This is a genomic window from Nocardia spumae, from assembly GCF_020733635.1.
GTDB lineage: Bacteria > Actinomycetota > Actinomycetes > Mycobacteriales > Mycobacteriaceae > Nocardia > Nocardia spumae.
The window spans coordinates 952699-977495 of sequence record NZ_JAJFZL010000001.1 but is presented as its reverse complement, the minus strand read 5'-3'; the positions used below and the strand labels follow the sequence as shown (position 1 = coordinate 977495).

Below are 24797 nucleotides of genomic sequence, written 5' to 3'. Positions count from 1 at the left end.
GCCGGTGGGCAGTTGATGTGACACCACCCTTCAGTGTGCCTCGAGAGTGAGTTAGATCTCCCAGCAGGATGGTGTCCCCTGTGACACACCCGACTGCGCCCGGGCTTACGGTATTGCCCATGGCGCGGACGCTGATCCTGATGCGGCACGGTAAGTCCGCATATCCACCGGGTGTCGACGACCACGATCGGCCATTGGCGCCCCGCGGGAAGCGGGAGGCGGCGCTGGCCGGCACCTGGCTGCGCGAGACCCAGCCGGTGGTCGACGCGGTCTGCTGCTCGGACGCGGTGCGTACCCGCGAAACGCTCGCCGCCACGGGTATCACCGCACCGGTCGCGTTCGAGCACGCGATCTACGAGGCGACCCCGCACACGTTGATCGAGCTGATCCAGCTGACCGCCGCCGAAGTGCAGACGCTGCTGCTGATCGGTCATTCCCCGGGGATGCCGTGGACGGCCTGGGAGCTGGCCGCCAACCGCGCCTCACTGCCGGCGGAGGAACTCAGCCGGAAATTCCCCACCTCGGCGCTCGCGGTGCTCGAGTTCGACCGGCCGTGGCCGGACGTGGACCCCGGCACGGGTGAACTGGTCCGATTCCACGTCCCGCGCTGACACACCCGGCGCCGGCCGCGCGAAAGTTCGTGTCAGCGCAGGAATTTGCCGCGCACCATCACCACCGCGCCGATCAGGACGAGAACGAGCAGCGCGACGAACCAGTTGGTGAGAGCCCAGACGACGCCGAGCACGACGATCACCGGGATCGCCGCGACGAGGGCGATGAACGGGCTTTCCTTGACCGTTTCCAGCGCCGACCGCGCCCGGACCCGATCGATTTCTTTGGCCATGAATCAAGGGTAGGCGCTCGCGGCCGCGGCCGCCCGGACTTGTCGGTACCCGGTGAGATGCTGCGCACATGGATTGGAAAATCGAACTCGTCGCCATCCCGGTCACCGATGTCGATCGGGCCAAGGAGTTCTACACGAGCATCGGATTCGCGGCCGATCACGATGCCAGCCCCACCGAGGAGATCCGCTTCGTGCAGCTGACCCCGCCGGGATCGGGCTGTTCCATCTGCATCGGCCGGGGCATCACCGATGCCGCGCCGGGCAGCGTCGTCGGGATGCAGATGGTGGTGGCCAGCGCCGAGGACGCGTATCGGCAGCTGGTGGCCGCGGGCGTCGAGGCCACACCGGTCAAGGACGAGGGCTGGGGCCTGTTCACCTATTTCGCCGATCCGGACGGCAACAAATGGGCCGTCCAGCAGCTGCCGGAATACCACTGAGCGACGGCCGCGGCGAGCCCGTCGGCGCGAGCTCGCCGCCCGCCGCGGCTTGTATGGAGCGCACTCCAGGTCGGTACTGTCGAAGGCAGGTTCGGCAGGAAGGCGACGGGCGATGACGACAACCACGGTGACCCCCCTCGAACAGCCCGAGGACTACGAGCGCCCGAAGTACTCGATCGGCGATGCCGCCGAGCGATCCGGTCTGACCCGCGACACCCTGCGCTGGTACGAGCGGATCGGCCTGATGGACTACATCGGCCGAGATTCCAGCGGTAAGCGCCGGTTCAGCGATCGCGATCTGAACTGGCTGCATCTGATCGGCTGTCTGCGCACCACGGGGATGTCGGTGGCCGATATGGTCCACTACGCCGAATTGGTTCGAGCCGGTGACGACACCACCCCGGAACGCCTGGATATGTTCCGCAACACCCGCGAAGGGGTGCTGGCGCAGATCGAGGACCTGCACCGGACCCTCGCCGTCCTGGACCGCAAGATCGATCTGTACGAAGGCAGAGTGACTGCCATGCAACATATCTGAGCCGCCCCGCGACCGCGTGACGTCGCATACATCCCGCGCATGGTGACGCAGCGCACGGTTAGGATGCCTGCGCTATGCAAAACCCCGCCGCGGATGCCCGCATCTGGATCGACAAACAGAGCCCCGAACCGTTTCGTGCGCTGGGCGGTGTCGCGCTGGCCGCCCGCAACGCGGCGGCGGCCGCCGGACTGGACCGCTCACTGGTCGAACTGATCAATGTCCGGGTGTCACAGCTCAACGGATGTGCGTTCTGCCTGGACCTGCATTCCCGGGCGGCGCTGACGGCCGGTGTGACCGCGCAACAACTCGAGGTGCTGCCGGCCTGGCGGCGTAGCGAGCTGTTCACCCCGTCCGAGTGTGCCGCACTCGCCCTCGCGGAGACGACCACCACGCTGCCCGATGAGGACACCCTGGCACGTGAGTACGCCCTTGCGCGGCACCATCTGTCGGATGAGCAGGTCTCGGTGGTCATCTGGGTCGCGACCACCATCGGCGCGTTCAATCGCGTGTCGATCATGAGCAGGCATCCGGTGCGGGAACGGCAGGAGCACCGATGAGGCGTCCGGCGAAGCCTGTCCTCGGTGCGACCGGGTGCGGGTGCCCCGCAGGAATACAGGAGTAGAACCGATGATCGATCAGGCCGCGACCGCCGCAGTCGTCCGCAACGAAGCGCAGCACCGCTACGAGGTGTGGTACGGAGACAAACTCGCCGGGTTCGCCGAATACCGCGAGGCCGGTGACGACACCGCCTTCATTCACACCGAGGTCGATTCGGAGTTCAGCGGCAAAGGCCTGGCCGGCACCCTGGCCCGGCATGCGATCGAGGATGCGGTGGAGCGCGGGCGTGCTGTCGTGCCGCGCTGTTCGTTCATCAAGAGCTGGCTCGACAAGCATCCGGACTACGATGCTCATGTGGTGGGCAAGGGCATTACCCGGTAGCCCAACCCGCTGGCCAGTGCCGAGCACGGAGGGTGAAAGGGGCCGATGAGCGATCTCGAGGCGAATCCCACGGAGGCACTGTGCGAATCCTCGCCGGCACCCGGCCCGCGGGCGGATTTCTATCCGGCCCGGGAGGTCCCGCTGGGCGGCGTGCGCGGAGTCACGGTGATGCGGGTTCTGCCACAGCGTGATCTGCCGACCGTGGGGGCCTGGTGCTTCCTCGATCATTTCGGCTCGACCGAAACCTCACATCGACTGCCACCGGATATCGATCCGCATCCGCACATCGGATTGCAGACCGTGACCTGGCCGTTCGACGGCCGGATCCGGCATCGCGACAGTGTCGGCTCCGATGTGGAGATCGAGCCCGGACAGTTGAATCTGATGACCTCCGGGCACGGTATCGCCCACTCGGAGTACACGGTGGCGGGTGCGCCCGCCGGGCAGGGACTCCAGTTCTGGATCGCACTGCCGGACGCGCACCGCGATATCGCGCCGCATTTCGAGCAGCATCGAGACCTGCCCGTCCTGGCTCTGCCCGGCTTGCGCGCGACGGTTCTCATCGGTTCGCTCGGCGGGCTGAGTTCGCCGGCGGTCAGCTACTCCCCGATCGTCGGCGCGGATATCACCGTGGCACCGGGCGCCGACGCCACCCTGCCGCTCACCGCGGAATTCGAGCACGCGGTACTGGTGATGTCGGGGCAGGTGCGCGTCGACGATGTGCGCGCCGAACCCGGCCCGCTGCTGTATCTGGGCAGTGATCGCGCCGCCCTGCGACTGCGCAGCGAATCCGGCGCGCGAGTGGTGCTGATCGGGGGCGCACCGTTCGGCGAGGATCTGGTGATGTGGTGGAACTTCGTCGGCCGCAACCACGACGAGATCGACGCCGCCCGCACGGCGTGGGAGAACCACGATGTGCAGCGCTTCGGAGATGTCGCGGGACATACTCCGCGGCAGCGCATTCCGGCACCGCCGCTGCCGAATCTGCGGTTGCGGCCCCGGACCCGGCGCCGGTTCCCCGAGCACTGACCGACTCAGTGTGAATCGAAGATCTCACTGCCCGAGTCGGTTTCGCCGGTCATGGACTGAGTGCCGATGACGCGCAGCAGATCCAGCCGTTCCTGGGTGTCGGTACCGGGACGTGGGTAGAAGACCAGGAGATGTTGCGCCGCATTCGGCGTCACCAGCGTTTCGCAGACCAGATCGAGTAGTCCGACCACCGGATGCTCGACGCGTTTGGCGTCACTGATCCGCACCGATACCTCGTGCGCCGACCACAGCCGTTCGAATTCGGGACTGGCCGCGCGCAGTCTCTCGACCAGTTCGGTGACATCGTCGTCCCCGGACCGCCGCGCGGCCGTCGCCCTGAGGTCCGCGACGTGCCTGCGCGTCAGCCGGTCCCAGTCCGCGAGCGGGAATTTCTCCCGTCCCGCGGGGTCGGTGAACCAGCGCCACAGCAGATACCGGTCCATCCCGGTGTAATGGGTGTGATCGCCGGACATGTTGATGTGCATGCGGTTCTGCGCCAGGATCTCGCCCAGATCGGAGACGACGCAGGCGGGGGTGTCCTCGAGTTTGTCCAGCAGATAGAGCAGTCCGGGCCCCACGTGCCGGTCGCCGCCGCCGCGGTGGGGCGCCGGATGTCCGCACAGGTGGTACAGGTGGTCACGCTCGTCGTCGCTGAGCCGCAGTGCGCGCGCCAGCGAGCTCAGCACCTGCACCGAGGGGCGCGGCCCGCGCGACTGTTCCAGCCGGGTGTAGTAGTCGGTCGACATGCCGGTGAGGAGGGCGACCTCGTCACGACGCAGCCCGGGAGTCCGGCGGCGGCTGCCGGGCAGCAGACCCACATCCGCGGGCTGCAGCTGCGCGCGACGGCGTCGCAGGAAGTCGGCCAGATCATCGCGGTCCATCTCCCCACTGTGCCCGGTTCCCGGGCGGGCAACCAGGGATCGCCGATCCCCCGATAAACGGTCTCTGCCGGATCCGGGCAGCGGCGCGCACGATTCGACTATGACAACCATCGAGACGACACAATTGGGCAGCACGGGGCCGAAGGTCGGCCGCATCGCACTGGGCGCGATGGGGATGTCGGGTGCCTACGGGCAGGCCGACGAGACGGAGTCGATCGCGACCGTCCACGCGGCGCTCGACTCCGGCGCCACCCTCGTCGACACCGGCGATTTCTACGGCGCCGGACACAACGAAGCCCTGCTCCGCCGCGCACTGACCGATCGCCGGCGCGAGGACTACCAGCTCAGCGTGAAATTCGGGGCGCTGCGCGGTCCGGACGGCAGTTTCGGCGGTGTGGATACCCGGCCGGTGGCGATGCGCAACTTCCTCCACTATTCGCTGCAGCGACTGGGCGTCGACTACATCGATATCTACCGTCCGGCGCGGCTGGACCCGGATGTGCCGATCGAGGACACCGTCGGCGCCATCGCGGAGATGGTCGAGGCCGGTTACGTGCGCCACATCGGCCTGTCGGAAGTCGGCGCGCAGACCCTGCGGCGGGCGGCGGCGGTCGCGCCGATCGCCGATCTGCAAATCGAGTACGCGTTGATCACCCGTGGCATCGAGGGTGAGATCCTGCCGACGGCACGGGCACTCGGCATCGGCATCACCGCGTATGGGGTGCTGTCGCGCGGGCTGCTGAGCGATTCACTGCGTGCGAATCAGACCTTCGCGCCCGACGATTTCCGTGCCCACAGTCCACGGTTCCAGGGCGAGAACCTCACCGCCAATCTGCGGCTGGTCGCGGCGCTGGCCGATATCGCCGCACAGCACGGCGTGAGTGTGGCGCAGCTCGCCATCGCCTGGGTGCTGACCCGCGGCGCCGATATCGTGCCGCTGATCGGCGCCCGGCGCGTCGATCGCTGGTCCGAAGCTGTCGGCGCATTGGATATTCGACTGTCGGAATCGGAGCTGGCCGCGATCGAGGCCGCCGCGCCCGCGGACGAGGTCGCCGGACAGCGCTATGCGGCCGCGCAGATGACCATGCTCGACAGCGAGCGCTGACGCCACTGGACCCGCCGCGAGCGCTCCCGGCGGCGGGATCCGTGCGAGTGCTATTTCCGGCGGGGCCGGATCACCGCGGTGAAACTCGCCGCGGCGACGGACTTTCCGGTGCTGTCGGTGATATCCACGGGCATCGCCAGCTCGATCGGCCGCTGCGCGGCGATATCGGCGCGGACCTGTTCCAACTCGGCGGCGCCGATCTCCGATGTTGCGCGGAACGGGCCCGCCTCCCCCTTGGCCCGGGCCAGGTACTCGATCCGCCCGTCGCGCGCGACGATGAACGTCTCCCCCATCAGATCGACGATGCCGGAGATGGAGGCGCCCATCGCCGCCGTCTCCGCGAGGCCGAACAGGATCGCGGCGTGTACGTCGCCGTTGTGGTTGAGATGTTCCGGCTTCGAGGCCATGCTCACCACATTGCGGCCGGGCAGATACTCCACCCCTTCCACCCCCGCGAACTGGATGAATCCCAGCTTCTGAAATCCGGCCATCACCAACTCACCCATGGCAGCGTGGTCCATCGCATCTCCCGTCGCACACTGAATTGAAACGTGTTCCACTTTTTTACTCTGTACGAGCGGAGCCTGTCCACAGCGCGCGCCCCCTCCCTCGCGCACCCTGTCCGAAAAATCCGAAAAGAAGGATGTTCAGAAACGTCGGATTTTGACTAAGCTTCAAGCCACTGCGCTGAGCACGGCAGGACAACCACCCGGGTCCGCGGACCCACGATGCACGAGGAACAGTTCATGAACGCATTTATCGCCCTGATCGACTCGCAATCGTCCAACTCGGTCTCCACCACCGCTGTCTTCAGCAACATCATGAACATGTTCATCACCGGCTCGGCGGGCTCCCAGACCAATGGTGGCGGCATCTTCGGCTGAGCCGCACCACCCAAGACCATCGGCCCGTCCCGGCCCCCCATGCGAGGGGCGGGCCGATCGGGTTCGATTCGCGTCAGTCCCGCAGCTGTCCCGGAGTGGAATGGAACCGGCGACGGAATGCCTTGGTGAAACTGCTGGCCGAACCGAAACCCAGATCCGCGGCGATATCGGCGATACTGCGATGGCGGTAGGCCGGATTGCGCAGGCGTTCGCGCGCGAGCTGCAGGCGTTGTTCCCGGATGACCTCGCTCGGCGTCGTTCCGGCGTTGCTGAATGCCAATTGCAGCTGGCGCAGTGACCAGCCGAGTGCGGCCGCGACCTGCGCGCCGGTGAGATCCGGATCGGCCGCGTGGGTACGGATGTAGCGACGAGCCGTCGCCTCCACCTGCACGAGCTGACCGGGCGAACTCGCCGGTTCGCCGAGAATCTGCATACACAGCAGATCCACCAGTTGCTCTGCGACGGTGTCGAATTGGAGATCGGTGAGGGCCGCGCGCTGGGAATACAGCGTGCCCACCACCGCACCGGCCACTCCGCCCAGCCCGGTCCGCAGATCCAGCGGTCGCGGCGGTGGCACCACTCGATTGAGACGGTGCCGGATCTCCTCGCGTGAAATGGTGACGATGAGACCGTGCGAACCATCGCTCATCGAGGCCGCGAACGGCTCGTCGGTGGACACCAGACACGCGCTACCGGGATACAACGAGCCCTGGTCGTCGTCGTTGCGGAATGTGAGCGTGCCCGTCAGTGGCACGAGGAGCCGATAGTCGGAATCCGGATCGCTGCGAATGAGCTTCGGGCTCCGGATGTAGGTGACGGCGTCGGACTCCCAGCCGACCAGTTGATAGGTATCGGTACGCCGCAACGAGGTGTGCCCGCGGAAATCGGTGGAGTCCGGAAACCGGAAACCCAGGCTGCACTGATACGACCCGATCAGATGCGTCCAGTAATCGGCCCGCTCATGCGGGTCGATCGCGCTGGTCGAGGCTGATTCGGCAATGGTCATCGGGGATATCATCGCCGGTTTTCCGATTCTGCGCATCAGAACCACGCCCCTGCGTTCCAGGACATGCGGCCTGTTCACAGGGGTCGATACGGTCCCCGGATAGCTGATGTCCGGATCGGCCTGTGCGCCAACGGATGCGGCTCACGAGGATCAGGAGGAATTCCCATGCGCAGAATCGTGGTCGGCGACGACGGCACCGGACAGGGACGGGTGCTGGCCGACGACAGTGTCGACCCGCTCACCCTGGCGTTGCTGCCCGGCGCCGAGATCCATCGGATGTGGGAACTCGACGCCTTGCCCGCACTGCCCGTCGACCGGATGCCCGCCGACGGCGGCACCAGCTATTTCCCCACCGCCGGCGGAGTGCGGTTCGGTTTCATCTCGGTGCCGCCCGGACTGAGCTACGAACCCGATCCCGGGCTGTCGGAGGAGGCGATGGCCACCGTGGTGGCCGAGGCCGAGGAGAAGCTGCCCGGCATGATGGCCGCCTTCGATCCGGAGCATCCCGGGGTGCACGCCACCGAGAGCATCGACTTCGTGGTGGTGCTGCGTGGTGAGGGCCGTATGCGTCTCGGTAACGGTGTGGATGTCGCCTTGCGCCCGGGCGACAGCGTGGTGCAGCACGGCACCCCCCACGCGTGGTTCAACGACGGCACCGAGCCGTTCGTGTTCTGCTACACCCTCTGCGGCGTCGACCGAAACGCACCGGCTGCCTCCGAGCAATGAAGATCACCGGGAGTCGCTGGCGCAGTTTCGAATACACACCGGTGGTAGCGGGGCCGTGCGCCGTCCCGCTGCCGCCCGCGGCGGTCGGCGTCCCGCAACTGTTCGTCGATTGCCTGCTGCTGCGCATCGTCGTCGAACCGGGCGACTGCCCCCTCTCCGGAGACGCGATCGAGGCGCTGCGGGATCTGTGCGCCTACGCCCGGACATCCCACGTCGTGATCGGCGCCAGCCCGCGCTACGCGACGTCGGACGGACGACTCGGCCTCGGCCCGAATCCGTCCGACGTCCTGGCGCATATCGCGGACACCCTCGACGTGCTGGCCGATATCGCACAGCGGCTGGAGGAACTCGGCGAGCGGGTGCATCTCATCCCGTTCGGCTGGAATCTGGCCTGCCGGACGAATACGGCGGTGCGGCGTCCCAGGCCGCATTGCCCGCATGCGCTCGTCTCGGCGCGTCCGAGCCGGCACCGTGCCTTCCGGCCACATCACTGACATCCACCGCCGGCACCGCCCCGTCATCGCGGTCGACTTGACCTTCGAGTTGGCCGAAGCTTCATGATGGGGCGGTGCCACATTCCGGACTGACCACGATCGGAGCGTTCGCGCGGGCCAGCGGACTGACCGCGAGCGCACTGCGCTTCTACGCCGATTCCGGGCTGTTGCCACCGTCGATCGTGGACCCGGTCTCCGGCTACCGGTACTACGCCGAGGACCAGCTCGACCGCGCACTGGCCATCCGCGGACTACGCGAGATCGGTATGCCGCTGGATACGGTCGCGCGGGTACTCGAATCCGATTCCGATACCGCCGCACGGCTCGTCGACGACCACCTGGCGGGCCTCGAACAGCGAGTACAGCGGGCCCGGGAGCGAGCGGCCGATATCAAGGCGACGCTCGGGCACCGGCACGGGCGGCCGGTCGCGACCGTCAGTGGCCCGGTCTTCGCGACGGCGGTCGAGCAGATCCTCGCCGCCACCGTCCACGAACCGGACCATCCCGTGCTGAGCGGGGTGCATCTCGAGGTCTCGGCCGAAGCGCTGACCCTCACCGCCACCGATCGCTATCGGCTCTCGACCCGCACCCTGGTACCCGATCGCGCGCATCCGGCCGAGTGGGCCGCCACCGTCGACGGCGACGACCTCCGATTGGCGATACCCGAGATCCGGCGCCACCATCGGGTGCGCCTGGAAGGCAGTGCCGGCTCCCTGCTGTTCCGGGCCGGACCCGCGCACACCCGGACCTGCCGGATCCTCCCGGACCCGTTCCCCGATCACCGGCTCCTGCTGGGCTCGCTCGATACGCCGCGCACACGGGTGGTCACACCACGCGACGCGCTGGTCCGGACGCTGGCATCCCTACGGGCGCATCATGTTCTGCTGCGTGTATCGGAGGGCGAGGTCACGGTTTCGAATCCGGAATCCGGCCCCGGCGGACCGGTCGACGCCACCGTGACCGGCCCCGATATCGAGCTCGCCTTCAGCATGACCACGCTGTATCCGGCGATCGGCACCGCCATCGGCCCCGACGTGATGATCGATATCGCCGGAGCCGCACAGCCGGTCGTGATCCGCTCCGCCGACGACGGCGATCTCACCACGGTGGCGATGCCCGTCGCCGTTTCCCACACCGATCCCGAGGAACGACGATGACCACTGCCGAACCGATCACCCCCGACCCGACGATGGCCGCGATCGGTGCCGCCGTCGAACGTGGGCGGCACGGCGATATCGACCGCGCCCGAAGCGAACTCGCCGAACTGTGGACCCGGATCGGCCCCGCCGGGGATCCACTGCACCGCTGCACCCTCGCGCACTATCTGGCCGATCTCCACCCCGATCCCGCACAGGCACTGGTCTGGGATTGCCGGGCCCTCGATGCCGCCGATGCCCTCACCGACGACCGGGTGCGACGTCATCACGAGAGTCTGCGCATCGCCGGCTTCTACCCCTCCCTCCACCTGAACCTCGCCGACAACTACCGGCTGCTGGGTTCGTTCGAACCGGCGGCGGCACATATCGATGCGGCGCGACGGCATATCGGCGCACTCCCCGACGACGGCTACGGCCGGCTCGTCCGGCGGGCGATCGACGAGGTCGACGAGATGATCACGCAGCGTTCCGCTCAGCGACGAGAATCCGCGCCGGCCACCGATCGCTGATCGAATCCCGTTGTGGCGCACCATCCTCACGGTGCCGCCGGATGCTGCCACCTGTCACGCCGAGGCGATCAGCGGCACGAGTTGCTCATCGGCGGTCCACGCGCCGTGATGGCCGATCATCGCCGACTCCAGCGGTTCCCGGCCCGGACATACGAGCACGGTGTCGCCGTGGGCGACGGCGATGAGATCCCCGATGCGGCGGCGGATCTCGGGGCCGGGCGCCGTCGCCCCGAACCAGCGCTCGTCGAGCGCCTGCTCGCGACTCACCACCCGGGCATATGCGCCCAGTGCGCCGGTCCAGTCGGCCTGCACGTCCGGCAGTGCGGCCGGCCTGTCGAGGTAGATGTGGCGCACTCGGGCTTCCCCGGCGATCAGCCGCACCTCGCGGTGCAACCGCTCGTCGGCATCCAGGTCGATCACTCGTCCCGCCCGGATCATGCCGTGATCACCGGTGACCAGCAAGGTGCAGGTATCCGGAAGAGCGGTGAGCAGATCCGCGAAGCAGGCGTCGATCCGAGCCAGTACCGCCAGCCACTCCGGCGACTCGGGTCCGTACAGGTGACCGGTGGCGTCGAGATCGGGGAAGTAGGCGTAGGCGAATCGCGACGCGGTATCGGAATGCGCCGCGACCGTGAGGATTCCGTCGCGCACCTGCCCGAGATCCGACGCCGCATGCAAGACGCCCGTGGCACGCAGGGCGGCGCGGGTCAGGCCGGAATCGCGCTGGTATTCCGGGATTACGTAATGGACCTCGACGCCGTGCGCGGCGAGATCCTGCACCCGGCTGGTACCGGACTGCACCGTTTCCGGCGGATACGCCGCGCGCGCGTCCGCACCCGTCGCGGAATCGAGCCGCCAGCGCAGCGAATTGAGCAATCGCAGACCGCCCGGATCGGGCAGGGCGAAGCTGTAGCCGATGATTCCGTGTGTCGCACAGGGCGCTCCCAGCGCCAGGGACGCGATACTCACCGCGGTGGTCGCGGGAAAACCGGCGGCCAATGTGGTGCGCGCGTGTGCGGCGAGCGTCGGCGCGACCGAGCGATGGCGCGCCAGCGGTTCCGCGCCCAGACCGTCGATCAGCAGCAGCACGACATCACGCGCGGGCGCGAGCTCCAGCGAGTTGTCCACATCCATCCCGAAGGACGCTGCGACGGCGGGCAGGACATCGGCGAGTGTGTGTGGCATCGTCGTCCATCGTGCCGGATCCGCGGCTGCGCCACGACCGGCTTTCCGCGGATATCCGCGCTCAGCCGCGGATCTCCTTGAGCACGACCCGGCCGTCGCGGGTGGTGGTGATGGCGGTGTAGGCGTGGCGCAGGAAACCACGATCGGGGCGGCGTTCGAAGACCTGGACCTCGTAGCGGTCCGGAATCGTGCCCCCGGTGACGTGCACGCAGTGCTGCGTACCCACCGGAACCTGATCGATCGCGGTCTGCAGGGCCTGCGCCGAGGGGATCGCCGTCGATTCGGCGGCCGTGTATTGTCTTGCGTCCGAACCACTTCGGGATACGTACTGCGCGTATTCGTAGGCCAGCACCGCCGCCGGCCCCGAATCGCTACCGCCGGGACCGCTGTCGTTGACCGAATCGGCGGTCCGGACGCGGTAGCACCACGGATTGGTGCCCGGCACTTCCGGATTCGGCTTCGCGGCCGGGTCGGCGGCGCCCATCGGTACCTGGGGCCACCAGCGGTCGTAGGTCTCCAACGCGGCGTGTTTGGTCCAGCTCAGGCCGACGGCGAACCGGGAACGCGCGGCGTCCTGCGGGAACAGGGTGTAGAGAACCTGCGGTCCGGTCGAATCCGGCGTCGGCAGCACCACATCCACCGGATCCCGGAAGCCGGGATGGCTCGCGAGCAGATCGCCACTGTGCGCGGTCGCAGCGTCGGCGAATTCGGCCGCGGCATCGGCATTTTCCAGATCGGTGATATCCACCCGCAGGTCACGGTCCGGATCGACGCAGGTGACGGCCGGATGCGCGCTGGAATTCGCGGCGATCGAACACCGGGTGCCGAGGCCGCCGGTACCGTCCGGGCGATCGGCGACCAGGCCGGGAAAGCTGTCCGCGATCAACCGGTACTTCGCACCCCACCCGGTATCGGTGCCCGAGCTGCCGGACATCCCCCGCACCACGACTACCCCCGCACCGACCAGGGCGGCCGCCACCACCACCGCGACCGCCACCGGCAACCACGGCCTCCGTCGTTTCGGGACGGGTGCCGGTGCGGCCGTGGACGACTGCCTCTCCGGCGCCGGTTGCGCGAACACCGACGGCTGGGACTGCCCGGGCTGTGCCGGGTGCCGCGCGGATCGCGGATCCGGCGGATCCGAGACCGGCGCCCGGTAGGCGGCGTCCGAACCACCGCGCAGGGCCTTTCGCGTTTCCTCGACGAACTCGCCGCAGCTGTCGTACCGATCGGCGGGCTGTTTGGCCATGGCCCGCGCCAGCACCACGTCCAGCGCGGGCGGCAGATCGGTCCGGACGGCGGTCAACCGCGGAATCGGTTTGGTGACGTGGCCGGCGACCACCTGCCCGGGATTGGTGCCCGCATACGGCGGCCTCCCGGACAGCAGCGTGAACAGGGTGCACGCCAGCGAGTACTGGTCGCAGCGATGATCGAGCGGTTCTCCCGACAGTTGCTCCGGGGAGGCGTAGGCCAGCGTCGCCGTGAGCGTGCCGGTGACGGTGAGTTCGGTATCGGTGTCCTGTAATCGCGCGATGCCGAAATCAGTGAGAACCGCCCGTTCGGCACGTCCGGCCTCGGGCGCTTCGACCAGGATGTTCGCGGGCTTGATATCGCGGTGCAGCACCCCTTTGCTGTGGGCGTAGTCCAGCGCGGCACCGGTTTCGGCGATGATGCGCAACACCCGTTCCACCGTCAGACTCTGCCGATCCAGCCGCGACGTATCGGTGCCGTGCACATACTGCATGGAGATCCACAGATGTCCCGCGTCCGCGCCGCGGTCGTAGACGCGCACGATGCCCGGATGTTCCAGGCGGGCCACGATATCGGCTTCCTGATCGAATCGGCGGCGGCGCTCGGAGTCGGCGGAGACCTCACGGTCGAGCACTTTCAGTGCGACACGGCGCGGTAACCGGGGATGCCGGGCGAGGTAGACCGTGCCCATACCGCCCCGGCCGAGCATTCCCTCGATGAGGTAACCGGCGAACGTCTCATCGATTCCGGGTGCGGCCACGGTCCCCCTTCAGGTCGAGCATCACCGAGGCGTCAGCAGCTTACCGGAGCAGATGCCACGGTCCTCGCCGGGCGACCGGTCCTCCGATACCGTGGATATCCTGCGGCACCTGCACTGATGAAGGGGTGAGCTCACTGTGTTCGACCCGTTGGCCGATATCGACCGGGCCCTGGCCGACCGGGCCGGATGGACGTGGTTCGACGATCACCTGCGCTACACGTGCGGTGTCCTCGATCTGCTGCGGCGCGACGAATTGGCGCAGATGCCGGTCAAATCCACGCGCATTCGCATCGATCCCGGTGAGGTGTGCATTGCCGAGGGGCCCGCGCAATGGCATTTCTGGCGCTCACCCGGTGACGGCAGCTGGACTCGCAACAATATCTACGTCGCGGGCAGCGCCTCGTTCATCGCCGCTGCCCAGCTGGGCAACGCCCTGGTCAATCAGGCACGGCGGCAACGCGCAGAGGCCGCCTCCCAGCCCCGCTGGATCCCCGATCGCCCCGGCTCGGTGATGATCTCCGATCGGCGCATCCATCTCACCAATCCCGATCACGCCTTCGCGATCCGCTGGTCGGCACTGGAGACGATCGATCTGGCCGCACCGGACCGGGTGGTCTCGCGCTACGGCGATCACAGCGGCGCCCTGCGTCAATGGCAATTGCAGAGCCCGTGGGCCGTTCTCGTATTCGTCGTCGCCGCCCATCTGCATTTCCCGAATCATCCCCTGCTGCTCTCCGGAAATTGGCTGCCCACCGGATTCGAGGACAAATGCCATCTGGCCGGCAAAACCTGTCCCAAGGTCCGGGAGCGCTGAACGCGGACAGGCATACCGGTGGCACCTGCGGAGCCCGGCAGGTGGCGGGGCCTTCCCGCATCCGGATCGAGGGCGCTGGGCAATGTCGGTGCAACATGCGACGATCGCGTAGTGAGCAGTACACCCGCCCCCGACCAGCGCCTGCGCGATCTCGCGCGGCTACGCCAGGTGCGTGACCGCATCGATCGGGAGTACGCGAAGCCGCTGGATGTCGAGGCCCTGGCTCGCGATGCGCACATGTCGGCCGGACATCTGAGCCGGCAGTTCCGCCTCGCCTACGGAGAATCGCCCTACGGATATCTGATGACCCGGCGGATCGAGCGGGCGATGGCGTTGCTGCGGCGTGGCGATATGAGCGTCACCGAGGTCTGTTTCGAGGTCGGCTGCCAGTCACTGGGCACCTTCAGCACCCGTTTCACCGAACTGGTCGGCGTACCGCCGAGCGTCTACCGCCGCGAGGCCGCCGACGCGACCCTGGGCATGCCGTCGTGTGTGGCCAAACAGGTGACCAGACCGATCAGGAATCGAGAAGCGCAGGTTACCGACTAGCAATAGCGTGATCGGCATGGACATCACCATTCACAACACCTTCCTCCCGCAGGACGATCCGGACGCCGCACTGGCCTTCTACCGGGACACCCTCGGCTTCGAGGTCCGCAACGACGTCGGCTACAAGGGCATGCACTGGATCACGGTCGGCCCGGCCGGACAGCCGGACACCTCGATCGTGCTGTACCCGCCGAGCGCGACCCCTGGCCTCACCGAAGACGAGCAGCGCACGATCGCCGAGATGATGGCCAAGGGCACCTTCGCCAGTATCAACCTGGCCACGAAGGACGTGGACGGCCTCTTCGATCGGCTGCAGGCCGGTGGCGCCGAAGTCGTGCAGGAACCGACCGATCAGCCCTACGGCGTCCGTGACTGCGCCTTCCGCGACCCGTCCGGCAATCTGCTCCGCATCCAGCAAGCGTCCTGAACCTCGATCCGGCCGGCGTACCAGGCCACCCCTTCGAAATGGAGACACGATGAGCAAGGCCCCCACGCCGGACCGGCATCTCGCCGACAGCCACGATCTGATCCGCGTACACGGTGCGCGGGTCAACAATCTGCGCGATATCAGCGTCGAGATCCCCAAGCGCCGGCTGACCGTCTTCACCGGCGTATCCGGATCGGGAAAGAGTTCGCTGGTATTCGGCACCATCGCCGCGGAATCGCAGCGGATGATCAACGAGACCTACAGCGCGTTCGTCCAGGGCTTCATGCCGACCCTCGCGCGCCCGGACGTCGACTTTCTCGACGGCCTCACCACCGCGATCTCCGTCGATCAGGAGCGGATGGGCGCCAACCCCCGTTCCACCGTCGGCACCGCCACCGATGCCAACGCCATGCTGCGCATTCTGTTCAGCCGGCTCGCGCAACCGAATATCGGCTCACCGAACGCGTATTCGTTCAATGTGCCCTCGGTGACGGCCAGTGGCGCGATCACCGTCGAACGCGGCGGTAAGACCAAGGCGGAGAAGGCGACCTTCCACCGGCTCGGCGGTATGTGCCCGCGCTGTGAGGGCATGGGGTCGGTCACCGATTTCGACCTGACCGCGTTGTTCGACGACAGCCGCTCCCTCAACGAGGGCGCGCTCACCATCCCCGGTTACAGCATGGACGGCTGGTACGGCCGCATCTACCGCGGCTGCGGACTCTTCGACCCGGACAAGCCGATCCGCAAGTACAACAAGCGCGAAATGCACGACCTGCTCTACAAGGAGCCCACCAAGATCAAGGTCGAGGGCATCAACCTGACCTACGAGGGCCTGATCCCGAAGATCCAGAAGTCGATGCTGGCCAAGGACGTCGACGCGATGCAGCCGCATATCCGCACCTTCGTCGAGCGCGCGGTGACCTTCACGACCTGCCCGGAATGCGAGGGCACCCGGCTCAGCCCGGAGGCCCGTTCCTCGAAGATCGACGGTAAGAGCATCGCCGACGCGTGCGCGATGCAGATCAGCGATCTGGCCGAATGGGTACGCGGACTCGACGAGCCGTCGGTGGCGCCCCTGCTGACCGGTCTGCGGCACCTGCTCGACTCGTTCACCGAGATCGGTCTCGGCTATCTGTCCCTGGACCGCCCGGCCGGCACGCTCTCCGGTGGCGAAGCACAGCGCACCAAGATGATTCGCCACCTCGGATCGTCGCTCACCGACGTCACCTATGTCTTCGACGAGCCCACCATCGGATTGCACCCGCACGATATCGAGCGCATGAACAATCTGCTGCTGCAACTGCGCGACAAGGGCAATACCGTGCTGGTGGTCGAGCACAAGCCGGAGGCGATCGCGATCGCCGACCACATCGTCGATCTCGGTCCCGGGGCCGGCACCGAGGGCGGCACAATCTGTTTCGAAGGCGATATCGCGGGTCTGCGGGCCAGCGACACCATCACCGGACGCCATCTCGACGATCGCGCGAAGTTGAAGGACACGCCCCGAAAGTCGTCCGGCGCGTTGGAGATTCGCGGGGCGTCCACCCACAATCTGAAGGACGTGGATGTCGACCTTCCGCTCGGGGTGCTGTGTGTCGTCACCGGCGTGGCCGGTTCCGGAAAGAGTTCACTGATCCACGGTTCGGTCGCCGACCGTGACGATGTCGTGGTCGTCGACCAGGGTGCGATCCGCGGCTCTCGGCGCAGCAATCCGGCCACCTACACCGGACTGCTGGAACCGATTCGCAAGGCGTTCGCCAAGGCCAACGGGGTGAAGCCGGCGTTGTTCAGCGCCAATTCCGAGGGCGCGTGCCCCACCTGCAACGGCGCCGGCGTCATCTATACCGATCTGGCGATGATGGCCGGTGTCGCCACCACCTGCGAGGAATGCGACGGTAAGCGCTTCCAGGCGGCGGTACTCGACTACCACCTCGGTGGCCGTGATATCAGCGAGGTGCTGGAGATGTCGGTCGCGGAGGCCGAGAAGTTCTTCGGTGCGGGCGAGGCGCGAATTCCCGCGGCGCACAAGATCGTGCAGCGTCTCGACGATGTCGGACTGGGATATCTGAAACTGGGCCAGCCGTTGACCACCCTGTCCGGCGGCGAGCGGCAGCGCATCAAACTCGCCACCCATATGGGTGAGAAGGGCGGCGTCTACGTCCTGGACGAGCCGACCACCGGCCTGCACCTGGCCGATGTGGAGAACCTGCTCGGGCTGCTCGATCGGCTGGTGGACTCCGGGAAGTCGGTGATCGTCATCGAGCACCATCAGGCCGTGATGGCCCACGCCGACTGGATCATCGACCTCGGACCGGGCGCCGGACACGACGGTGGACGGATCGTCTTCGAGGGCACGCCGGGCGATCTGGTCGCCGACCGCTCGACACTCACCGGCGAACACTTGGCCGCATACGTGGGCGGATAGTCCGCAGGGGTGCGAAAACCGCCGGCGCCGAACGTGATCGCCGCGCGACGATCCTCCGCGCGCCTGCCGGTTCCGGGGATCCGGAACCGGCAGGCCGGGTGCGCCGGCGCGGGCGGCTCAATGCTGCGCCGACGCAGTCCGAGGGGTGGCAACGGTCACGCGCTTCGGGGTCTGGTTTCGGTCATCAGCGGTCTCCCGGGTCGGTGAGGGTGCGTTCGTATGCGGCGCGGTCCGCGGAGTCGTGGGTGGCGGCGACCTGGTCGGGGACCATGCGCCGGAAGGTGAGGTCGCGCAGGCGCTGCGGGAGCAGTTCGGCGAGGCGGACCAGCGGGCCGATATAGCGCGGCACGGTGACCTCGAAGCGAGGATGTTCGATAGCCCGCAACACCGCGCGCGCCACATCGGCGGGCTGCAGCAGTTTCGCGGCGCCGCTGGCGGTGCCGACGGCGAGTTCGGTCTCGACCACGCCGGGCATGATCACCGAGATCCGTACCCCGCTGCGGCGCAGTTCCTCGCGCACGCCGGTCAGATAACCCAGTACGCCGTGCTTGGTCGCCGCGTAGGTCGATTCGCCGGGCGGGGACAGTCGGGCGGCGGCCGAGGCGATGGTGACGATATGGCCGCGGCCGCGGCGGCGCATGGCCGGCGCGGCCAGGCGCACCCCGCGGATGACACCGTGCAGATTGACCTCGAGCATCCGGGCGGTCGCGGCCTCCGGTTCCTCGTCGAACGGGCCGACCCACATCACTCCGGCATTGTTGACCAGGACATCTATCGGCCCCCAGAGGGATTCGACAGCGGTGAGGAACTCGCGGAACGACCGGGTGTCGGCGACGTTGAGGGCGAACCCGCGAACGATGCCGGGAAGCTCGGAGGCGGTGGCGACGGCCGCCGGCTCGTCGCGGTCACCGATGGCGACGCGTGCTCCGGCGCCCGCCAGCACCCGCGCGATCTCCCGGCCGATCCCGCGTGCGCCGCCGGTCACGACGACCACCTGGCCGGTCATCGGTGTGGGCATGAGCATCTCCTTAATTCTGACATGATGGCATGTCAGGAACGTGCTCTAGTGTGCCATTGACAGCAACCGAGGAACAGGGGCGATGACGCGGAAGTCGGTAGCGGGTTCGGAAAGCCCGGGAACTCGCCGTACGACTCGAGCGCCGGGCCGGAAATACCTCGGGATGAGCCCGGAGGAACGCCGGGTGCAGCGCCGGAGCGCCATCCTCGATACGGCGCTGGAGATCTTCGGCACCACCGGCTACTCGGGAAGTTCGGTCAAGCAGATCTGCCGCGCGGCCCGGCTGACCGAACGCTACTTCTACGAATCCTTCGCCGACCGCGAAAGTTGCTTATCCGCACTGTATTCCGAGCTGGTAGAGGCGACACGGACGGTGACCGTAGCGGCCATGACCGATGCCGGCGCCGATGTCGACGACCAAACCAACGCGGGGCTACGGGCTTTCATCGGCTACCTGACCGACGACCCCCGCCGAGCTCGCGTGGCCCTGATCGAGGTCGTCGGCGTCTCTCCCGTCATGGAGGAACGCCGCCACGCGGTACTGCGCGAATTCGCCGATATAGTTACCGCCGCCTGGTCCGCGGCCCGCACCGAACCTCTTACCCCCAAGCAACATTCGTCCGCGGTCGCGCTGGTGGGCGGCGTGAATCATCTCCTGGTCGATTGGCTCATGAGCGGCACCCCCGCTTCCCCCGCCCACCTGACCGAAGTCTGCACCACCCTGTTCATCGCCGCCCGCCGACACCTCGAAACCTAGACGCGCCACCACCCTCGGCCCGCGGTGCAGAATCATCACATCGATGAATTCGCCCACGACGGAGGCAGCATGGCCGACGACCCCCTGACCGACTTCACCCGCGAATCGTTCACCCACCAGAACATCACCCACCCGATTCTGCGTTCCGGAGCGGGACCGGCCGTCATCGTCATGACCGAGGTTCCGGGGATCACGCCCAAGGTCGCCGCATTCGCCCGCCGGGTTCGCGACCTCGGACTCACGGTGGTGCTGCCGGATATGTTCGGCACCGCGGGACGCGACCCCAACCCCGAGGGGCACGGACTGCTCGGCGCCGTCACCTACGGCGGCGGCGCGATGATCCGGCTCTGTATCAACCGCGAGTTCAGTCTGCTGGCGGGCCCTCGCGATTCGCCGATCACCACCTGGCTGCGCGCACTCGGCGCCGCCGAACACCAACGCTGCGGCGGACCGGGCATCGGCGCCGTCGGAATGTGCCTCACCGGCGGATTCGCCCTGGCCATGGCCGTCGACGACCGCTTGATCGCACCGGTGCTGTCCCAGCCCGCCACGCCGGTGCCGGTGACCCGGAGTCGGCGCGCCGGAATTGGTATCGACTCCGCGGATCTCGCTCGGATCAGACAGCGCTGTGCCCAGGGCCTCATCATTCTCGGTCTGCGGTTCCGCGGCGATCGACTGGTGCCGGGCGAACGGTTCGAGTTCTTGCGCGAGCAATTCGGCGCGGCGTTCGTCGCGGTGGAACTGGATCCTGCCGATGCCGCCCCGAACGCGCCGACCCCACCGCATTCGGTCCTCACCGAACATCTCGTCGATGGGCCCGGCCAGCCCACCCGCCAGGCGCTCGACCTGGTCTTGGACCACCTCCGCGACCGGTTGCTCGGTACCGGGGACGGCACCGGTCGACCTTCCCCCGACGAGCCCTAGGTAACGCGGGACTCGCCGCCGAACCGAACGCAACCCCGCGACACGCATTCGGCCCCCGCTCCGAACGGAGCGGGGGCCGAATGATGGTGCCTGTGAAGGCCTACCGGTAGTCGCTGAACCCGTAGTCGTCCAGCGGCACCGCCGCACCCGTGGTGGTGCCGAAGCCCTCGGGGCTGTAGTAGGTGTCGTCGTAGGACGGCACCGCGTACGCCGCGGCCCGAGCTTCCTCGGTCGGCTGCACCTGGATGTTGCGGTAGCGGTTGATACCGGTACCGGCCGGGATCAACTTACCGATGATGACGTTCTCCTTCAGGCCGATCAGCTTGTCGGAGCGGCAGTTGATCGCCGCATCCGTCAGCACACGAGTCGTCTCCTGGAAGGAGGCCGCCGACAGCCACGAGTCGGTGGCCAGCGACGCCTTGGTGATACCCATCAGCACCGGGCGACCCGAGGCGGGCTCGCCACCCTCGGCGACGACGCGGCGGTTGGCCGCCTCGAACTCCGAGCGCTCAACCAGCGAACCGGGCAGGAACTCCGTCGCACCCGAGTCGATGATGGTGACGCGGCGCAGCATCTGGCGAACGATGACCTCGATGTGCTTGTCGTGAATGGACACACCCTGCGACCGGTACACCTCCTGGACCTCGTGGACCAGGTGGACCTGCACCTGACGCGGACCCATCACGCGCAGCACCTCGTGCGGATCGGCCGAGCCCTCGAGCAGCTGCTGACCGACCTCGACGTGGTCGTTGTCCGCGAGCAGACGCTCGGAGCCGTCCTCGTGCTTGAACACCCGCAGACGCTGACGCTTCGACAGCTTGTCGTAGAGCACCTCGTCCGAACCGTCGTCCGGAATGATGGTGATCTTGTAGAAGCGGTCGTCGTCCTCGAGCCGCACGCGACCCGAGACCTCGGCGATCGGCGCCTTGCCCTTGGGCACGCGAGCCTCGAACAACTCCTGCACGCGAGGCAGACCACCGGTGATGTCGTCACCCGCGACACCACCCTGGTGGAAGGTACGCATGGTCAGCTGGGTACCGGGCTCACCGATGGACTGGGCGGCGACGATACCGACGGCCTCACCGATGTCGACCAGCTTGCCGGTCGCCATGGAGCGGCCGTAGCAGGTCGCGCACACGCCGGTGCCGGTGGTGCAGGTCAGCACGGAGCGAACCTTGACATCGGTGATGCCGGCGTCGAGCAGCGCCTCGATGGCCGGGTCACCGAGATCGTGCCCCTTCTCCACCACCACGTTGCCGTTCGCGTCGACCGCGTCGGCGGCCAGCGTCCGGGCGTAGGTGCTGGTCTCCACGTGCGCATCGCGGATGATCGTGCCGTCGGGCTGACGTTCCGCGATCGCGACGGTGATACCGCGCTCGGTGCCACAGTCGGTCTCGCGCACGATGACGTCCTGCGACACGTCCACCAGACGACGGGTCAGGTAACCCGAGTCGGCGGTACGAAGCGCGGTGTCGGCCAGACCCTTTCGCGCACCGTGGGTGTTGATGAAGTACTCCAGAACCGTCAGGCCCTCACGGAAGGAGGACTTGATCGGCCGCGGAATGAACTCACCCTTCGGGTTGGTCACCAGACCCTTCATGCCCGCGAGGGTACGAGTCTGGGTGAAGTTACCCGTGGCGCCCGAGTCGACGATCGTGATGATCGGGTTGTCGGCCGGGTAGTGCGCACGCAGCGCCTTACCGACCTCTTCGGTCGCTTCCTGCCAGATCTTGACCAGCGCGTTGTTGCGCTCGGCGTGGTCGAGAGCACCGCGCTGGTACTTCTTCTCGATCTGGTCGGACTGCGCCTCGTAGCGCTCCATGATGTCGGCCTTCTCCGGCGGAACCAGAACGTCCGACATGGAGACGGTGACACCCGAACGCGTGGCCCAGTAGAAGCCGGCGTCCTTGAGCTTGTCGACGGTCTGCGCGACCACGATCATCGGGTAGCGCTCGGCGAGATCGTTGATGATCGTCGCCTGCCGCTTCTTCGGCATCTGCTCGTTGATGAACGCGTAGTCCGCGGGCAGCAGCTCGTTGAAGAGGACCCGGCCCAGAGTGGTCTCGGTCAGCCAGGAATCACCGGGCTGCCAGCCCTCGGGGAACAGCTCCGCCTCGACGTCCTTGGGCGGACGCTGATCGGTCAGGCGCACCTTGATCCGCGAGCGAACCGTCAGCTCACCCCGGTCGACGGCCATCTGGGCCTCGGCCGGCGAGGCGTAGACGCCGTGCTCGGGAGCATCCTTGGAGGCCGGCTGGTACTCGCCCTTGGCGCCCTCTTCCAGGCGGGTCAGGTAGTACAGACCGGTCACCATGTCCAGACGCGGCATAGCCAGCGGGCGGCCCGACGCGGGGGACAGGATGTTGTTCGACGACAGCATCAGGATGCGAGCCTCGGCCTGCGCCTCTGCCGAGAGCGGCAGGTGCACGGCCATCTGGTCACCGTCGAAGTCGGCGTTGAAGGCTTCACAGACCAGCGGGTGCAGCTGGATCGCCTTACCCTCGACCAGCAACGGCTCGAAGGCCTGGATACCCAGCCGGTGCAGGGTGGGCGCGCGGTTCAGCATGACCGGGTGCTCGGCGATGACCTCTTCGAGGACATCCCACACCTGGGCACGCTGCCGCTCGACCATCCGCTTGGCGGACTTGATGTTCTGCGCGTGGTTCAGATCGACCAGACGCTTCATCACGAACGGCTTGAACAGCTCGAGCGCCATCAGCTTGGGCAGACCGCACTGATGCAGTTTGAGCTGCGGGCCGACGACGATGACCGAACGGCCGGAGTAGTCGACGCGCTTACCGAGCAGGTTCTGACGGAAACGACCCTGCTTGCCCTTGAGCAGATCGCTCAGGGACTTCAGCGGGCGGTTACCGGGACCGGTCACCGGGCGACCGCGACGGCCGTTGTCGAACAGCGCGTCCACGGACTCCTGCAGCATCCGCTTCTCGTTGTTGACGATGATCTCGGGAGCTCCGAGGTCGATCAGTCGCTTGAGGCGGTTGTTGCGGTTGATCACGCGGCGGTACAGGTCGTTCAGGTCCGAGGTGGCGAAGCGGCCACCGTCGAGCTGAACCATCGGGCGCAGCTCCGGCGGGATCACCGGAACGGCGTCGAGGACCATGCCCATCGGGGAGTTGCCGTTGGTCTGGAACGCCGCGACGACCTTCAGTCGCTTGAGCGCGCGCAGCTTCTTCTGGCCCTTACCGGTGCGAATGGTCTCGCGCAGGTTCTCGGCCTCGGCCTCGATGTCGAAGTTCTCCATCAGCTTCTGGATGGCTTCGGCACCCATCGAGCCGGTGAAGTACTCGCCGTAGCGGTCCTGCAGCTCGCGGTAGAGGACCTCGTCCACGATCAGCTGCTTGGGAGCCAGCTTGGTGAAGGTGGTCCAGATCTCGTCGAGCCGGTCCAGCTCACGCTGGGACCGATCGCGCAGCTGGCGCATCTCGCGCTCGCCGCCGTCCTTGACCTTGCGGCGAACGTCGGACTTGGCGCCCTCGGCCTCCAGCTCGGCCAGATCGGCTTCCAGCTTCTGCGCCCGCGCCTCGAGGTCGGCGTCACGCTGGTCGGCGATGGTCTTCTTCTCGACCTCCATCTCCGCCTCGAGCGTGGACAGCTCGTTGTGGCGCAGATCGTCGTCGACGGCGGTGATGACGTAGGCGGCGAAGTAGATGATCTTCTCGAGATCCTTCGGCGCCAGGTCCAGCAGGTAGCCGAGGCGGCTCGGCACACCCTTGAAGTACCAGATGTGAGTGACCGGCGCGGCCAGCTCGATGTGGCCCATCCGCTCACGACGCACCTTGGCGCGAGTCACCTCGACGCCACAGCGCTCACAGATGATGCCCTTGAAGCGCACGCGCTTGTACTTGCCGCAGTAGCACTCCCAGTCCCGGGTGGGACCGAAGATCTTCTCGCAGAACAAGCCGTCCTTCTCCGGCTTGAGCGTGCGGTAGTTGATGGTCTCCGGCTTCTTGACCTCACCGAAAGACCAGTTGCGAATGTCTTCGGCGGTAGCCAGGCCGATCCGGAGTTCATCGAAGAAGTTGACGTCTAGCACGTAACTTCCTTTCCCCTGTTCGGGTTCAGTATCGAGCAAAGTTCGCTAGTTCTTCCGCCGGAGCGGAGTACTGCCCCGGCGCCC

The 24797-nt window shown here is 67.2% G+C and carries 26 protein-coding genes; 18 read left to right on the top strand and 8 right to left on the bottom strand.

Translation table 11 applies throughout. The annotated features are described in order from the left end of the window. Positions 1 to 119 precede the first annotated feature (119 nt). On the top strand, positions 120 to 611 hold the full coding sequence (locus tag LKD76_RS04360; protein ID WP_227979630.1) for a SixA phosphatase family protein: 492 nt from the start codon (positions 120 to 122) through the stop codon (positions 609 to 611). A 32-nt stretch (positions 612 to 643) separates the two neighbouring features. On the opposite strand, the gene LKD76_RS04355 is transcribed toward LKD76_RS04360, so the two are convergent. Beyond that, positions 644 to 844: a hypothetical protein gene (locus tag LKD76_RS04355; RefSeq protein WP_227979629.1), complete on the bottom strand. Its 201-nt coding sequence runs from the start codon at positions 842 to 844 to the stop codon at positions 644 to 646. Positions 845 to 912: 68 nt separating this feature from the next. Between LKD76_RS04355 and LKD76_RS04350 the strand changes: the two genes are divergently transcribed. From LKD76_RS04350 to LKD76_RS04330, 5 genes are all read left to right on the top strand, one after another. Further along, positions 913 to 1281, top strand: a complete 369-nt coding sequence (locus LKD76_RS04350) for a VOC family protein (protein ID WP_227979628.1) — start codon at positions 913 to 915, stop codon at positions 1279 to 1281. 112 nt (positions 1282 to 1393) lie between these two features. Further along, complete coding sequence (locus LKD76_RS04345) at positions 1394 to 1819, top strand: MerR family transcriptional regulator (protein ID WP_227979627.1); 426 nt, start codon at positions 1394 to 1396, stop codon at positions 1817 to 1819. Positions 1820 to 1893: 74 nt separating this feature from the next. Continuing rightward, a complete protein-coding gene (locus LKD76_RS04340; protein ID WP_227979626.1) occupies positions 1894 to 2376 on the top strand; it encodes a carboxymuconolactone decarboxylase family protein in 483 nt (160 codons plus the stop codon). 70 nt (positions 2377 to 2446) lie between these two features. Then, positions 2447 to 2758 carry a GNAT family N-acetyltransferase gene (locus LKD76_RS04335; RefSeq protein ID WP_227979625.1) on the top strand — a complete coding sequence of 104 codons (312 nt, stop codon included), beginning with the start codon at positions 2447 to 2449 and terminating at the stop codon, positions 2756 to 2758. Between the two features lie 45 nt (positions 2759 to 2803). After that, positions 2804 to 3787: a pirin family protein gene (locus LKD76_RS04330; protein WP_227979624.1), complete on the top strand. Its 984-nt coding sequence runs from the start codon at positions 2804 to 2806 to the stop codon at positions 3785 to 3787. Positions 3788 to 3792: 5 nt separating this feature from the next. Here LKD76_RS04330 and LKD76_RS04325 read toward each other — a convergent pair whose 3' ends face one another. Then, the gene (locus LKD76_RS04325; RefSeq protein ID WP_227979623.1) at positions 3793 to 4668 is read right to left on the bottom strand and encodes a helix-turn-helix transcriptional regulator; all 876 of its coding nucleotides are present in this window, start codon (positions 4666 to 4668) and stop codon (positions 3793 to 3795) included. Between the two features lie 100 nt (positions 4669 to 4768). Here LKD76_RS04325 and LKD76_RS04320 point away from each other — a divergent pair, with 100 nt between their 5' ends. Then, positions 4769 to 5773, top strand: a complete 1005-nt coding sequence (locus LKD76_RS04320) for an aldo/keto reductase (RefSeq protein WP_227979622.1) — start codon at positions 4769 to 4771, stop codon at positions 5771 to 5773. 50 nt (positions 5774 to 5823) lie between these two features. Here LKD76_RS04320 and LKD76_RS04315 read toward each other — a convergent pair whose 3' ends face one another. Next, complete coding sequence (locus LKD76_RS04315) at positions 5824 to 6294, bottom strand: PaaI family thioesterase (RefSeq protein ID WP_025352979.1); 471 nt, start codon at positions 6292 to 6294, stop codon at positions 5824 to 5826. Between the two features lie 225 nt (positions 6295 to 6519). Between LKD76_RS04315 and LKD76_RS04310 the strand changes: the two genes are divergently transcribed. Then, entirely contained in the window at positions 6520 to 6657 is a 138-nt protein-coding gene (locus LKD76_RS04310; RefSeq protein ID WP_227979621.1) for a hypothetical protein, read from the top strand. A 73-nt stretch (positions 6658 to 6730) separates the two neighbouring features. Here the strand turns inward: LKD76_RS04310 and LKD76_RS04305 are convergent, their stop codons facing one another. After that, positions 6731 to 7663 (bottom strand): AraC family transcriptional regulator, encoded by a 933-nt coding sequence (locus LKD76_RS04305; protein ID WP_227979620.1) that lies wholly within the window; start codon positions 7661 to 7663, stop codon positions 6731 to 6733. Between the two features lie 165 nt (positions 7664 to 7828). Here LKD76_RS04305 and LKD76_RS04300 point away from each other — a divergent pair, with 165 nt between their 5' ends. The 4 genes from LKD76_RS04300 to LKD76_RS04285 all read left to right on the top strand — a co-directional run bounded on the left by LKD76_RS04300 (position 7829) and on the right by LKD76_RS04285 (position 10549). Beyond that, positions 7829 to 8389 (top strand): cupin domain-containing protein, encoded by a 561-nt coding sequence (locus LKD76_RS04300; protein WP_227979619.1) that lies wholly within the window; start codon positions 7829 to 7831, stop codon positions 8387 to 8389. Continuing rightward, a complete protein-coding gene (locus LKD76_RS04295) occupies positions 8386 to 8883 on the top strand; it encodes a hypothetical protein (protein WP_227979618.1) in 498 nt (165 codons plus the stop codon). The genes LKD76_RS04300 and LKD76_RS04295 overlap by 4 nt, the downstream gene beginning before the upstream one ends. A gap of 74 nt (positions 8884 to 8957) precedes the next feature. Then, on the top strand, positions 8958 to 10040 hold the full coding sequence (locus tag LKD76_RS04290) for a DNA polymerase III subunit beta family protein (protein WP_227979617.1): 1083 nt from the start codon (positions 8958 to 8960) through the stop codon (positions 10038 to 10040). Next, positions 10037 to 10549 (top strand): hypothetical protein, encoded by a 513-nt coding sequence (locus LKD76_RS04285; protein WP_227979616.1) that lies wholly within the window; start codon positions 10037 to 10039, stop codon positions 10547 to 10549. The genes LKD76_RS04290 and LKD76_RS04285 overlap by 4 nt, the downstream gene beginning before the upstream one ends. A 54-nt stretch (positions 10550 to 10603) precedes the next feature. On the opposite strand, the gene LKD76_RS04280 is transcribed toward LKD76_RS04285, so the two are convergent. Both LKD76_RS04280 and LKD76_RS04275 read right to left on the bottom strand, forming a co-directional pair. Further along, entirely contained in the window at positions 10604 to 11734 is a 1131-nt protein-coding gene (locus tag LKD76_RS04280) for an alkaline phosphatase family protein (RefSeq protein ID WP_227979615.1), read from the bottom strand. Between the two features lie 61 nt (positions 11735 to 11795). Then, a complete protein-coding gene (locus tag LKD76_RS04275) occupies positions 11796 to 13745 on the bottom strand; it encodes a serine/threonine-protein kinase (protein ID WP_227979614.1) in 1950 nt (649 codons plus the stop codon). A gap of 136 nt (positions 13746 to 13881) precedes the next feature. Between LKD76_RS04275 and LKD76_RS04270 the strand changes: the two genes are divergently transcribed. From LKD76_RS04270 to LKD76_RS04255, 4 genes are all read left to right on the top strand, one after another. Then, positions 13882 to 14559: a hypothetical protein gene (locus LKD76_RS04270; protein ID WP_227979613.1), complete on the top strand. Its 678-nt coding sequence runs from the start codon at positions 13882 to 13884 to the stop codon at positions 14557 to 14559. Positions 14560 to 14670: 111 nt separating this feature from the next. After that, complete coding sequence (locus LKD76_RS04265) at positions 14671 to 15108, top strand: helix-turn-helix transcriptional regulator (RefSeq protein WP_227979612.1); 438 nt, start codon at positions 14671 to 14673, stop codon at positions 15106 to 15108. 16 nt (positions 15109 to 15124) lie between these two features. Next, positions 15125 to 15535, top strand: coding sequence for a VOC family protein (locus LKD76_RS04260; RefSeq protein ID WP_227979611.1), 411 nt, complete (start codon positions 15125 to 15127; stop codon positions 15533 to 15535). 49 nt (positions 15536 to 15584) lie between these two features. Then, a complete protein-coding gene (locus LKD76_RS04255; RefSeq protein ID WP_227979610.1) occupies positions 15585 to 17960 on the top strand; it encodes an ATP-binding cassette domain-containing protein in 2376 nt (791 codons plus the stop codon). A 184-nt stretch (positions 17961 to 18144) separates the two neighbouring features. Here LKD76_RS04255 and LKD76_RS04250 read toward each other — a convergent pair whose 3' ends face one another. Beyond that, positions 18145 to 18984 carry an SDR family oxidoreductase gene (locus LKD76_RS04250; protein ID WP_227979609.1) on the bottom strand — a complete coding sequence of 280 codons (840 nt, stop codon included), beginning with the start codon at positions 18982 to 18984 and terminating at the stop codon, positions 18145 to 18147. A gap of 178 nt (positions 18985 to 19162) precedes the next feature. Here LKD76_RS04250 and LKD76_RS04245 point away from each other — a divergent pair, with 178 nt between their 5' ends. Together LKD76_RS04245 and LKD76_RS04240 are read left to right on the top strand one after the other, a co-directional pair. Next, entirely contained in the window at positions 19163 to 19735 is a 573-nt protein-coding gene (locus LKD76_RS04245) for a TetR/AcrR family transcriptional regulator (RefSeq protein WP_227979608.1), read from the top strand. Positions 19736 to 19804: 69 nt separating this feature from the next. After that, positions 19805 to 20659, top strand: a complete 855-nt coding sequence (locus LKD76_RS04240) for a dienelactone hydrolase family protein (RefSeq protein WP_227979607.1) — start codon at positions 19805 to 19807, stop codon at positions 20657 to 20659. A 100-nt stretch (positions 20660 to 20759) separates the two neighbouring features. On the opposite strand, the gene LKD76_RS04235 is transcribed toward LKD76_RS04240, so the two are convergent. Further along, positions 20760 to 24713: a DNA-directed RNA polymerase subunit beta' gene (locus tag LKD76_RS04235; protein WP_227979606.1), complete on the bottom strand. Its 3954-nt coding sequence runs from the start codon at positions 24711 to 24713 to the stop codon at positions 20760 to 20762. Between the last annotated feature and the right edge of the window lie 84 nt (positions 24714 to 24797).